The organism is Pseudoalteromonas shioyasakiensis, from assembly GCF_022398475.1.
GTDB lineage: Bacteria > Pseudomonadota > Gammaproteobacteria > Enterobacterales > Alteromonadaceae > Pseudoalteromonas.
The window spans coordinates 1-1110 of the sequence record NZ_JAKEVM010000283.1 but is presented as its reverse complement, the minus strand read 5'-3'; the positions used below and the strand labels follow the sequence as shown (position 1 = coordinate 1110).

Below are 1110 nucleotides of genomic sequence, written 5' to 3'. Positions count from 1 at the left end.
ATTATCTTTTGTTCATAGTTATATTATCGAAGATAAAAAAGATGGTTTAATTGTTATTGATACTGGATTTCCTAATGCGGAAAGAAGCACTAATATCCTCGTTGATGCTATCCGCTTAGCTGGCTATGACCCTAAAGATGTTAAACATATCCTTATTACTCATGGACACCCTGACCATATTGGAAATGTACATGCTTTACAACAATTCAGTGGTGCGGCGATTTGGATGAATACGAAAGATGCATCATACTTGAAAGATGCTTCAAATGGTTACCCTGCTGTATATAAGAAAGATGGTAGTCTGTATACCGGCATGCCACCTTCCTATTCTGCTCAAGTACAACATGAGTTCAATGAAGGGGATACATTGCCTCTTGCTGGCGGCATAAAGGTTATAGCTACTCCAGGACATTCACTAGGACATGTTAGTTTTTTGCTTAAGCGACATAGTGGAATAATTTTTATGGGTGACGCATTGACTAACGTAAATGGACAGTTTGATTTGCCCCCTAACTTTGTCGATGTCGCTAAAGAGGTTCAAAGCATTGATAACCTATTGGCTGAAAATTTTGATAAAATCGCATTTGGACATGGCAACTACATTTCTTCTAATGGGAAAAAGTTATTACAAAATTTTGCGGAACGTATCTCTTATGATGATGTTAAAAGTGAATTTGGTATACCTACTAAATAATTGAACATTTATGGGGAACAACAAAAGATGGATCTATTGTTGACATTAAGAATGTTATTTTTATCTATTTCACTTATATATTCGACCTCTTTATTGGCTAATGCTGAGCGTTTTACTGAGGCAAAGATGGTTTTTCAGGATGCTGTTACCGACCAAAGTATGTTAAAAAATGAATTTCAAGATAAACGAATAAAGCTAACCGGCATTGTTGCATATAAAGGTCCTGATATATTTGGTTTGCCATCAATAGAGATTACGGATAAATTTGGTCAGCCAAGCTTGTTCCTTTGTGTTTTACCATTAAGTAAATATCCCTCGCTGATAGATGTATCCATCGGTCAAAGAATCAATATGTCTGGGGTTTTTCGTCGAGTGACAGAAAAGAGAATCACAATGAAGCAGTGTAAGATTTACAT

General features: G+C 35.9%; 2 protein-coding genes. Both read left to right on the top strand.

The window, feature by feature from the left end; genetic code table 11:
• The coding region (locus tag L1D51_RS21490; RefSeq protein ID WP_239964839.1) for an MBL fold metallo-hydrolase at window positions 1-694 on the top strand (694 nt) is incomplete at its 5' end.
• A gap of 27 nt (window positions 695-721) precedes the next feature.
• A partial coding sequence (locus tag L1D51_RS21485; RefSeq protein ID WP_239964838.1) for a hypothetical protein occupies window positions 722-1110 on the top strand: 389 nt, incomplete at its 3' end.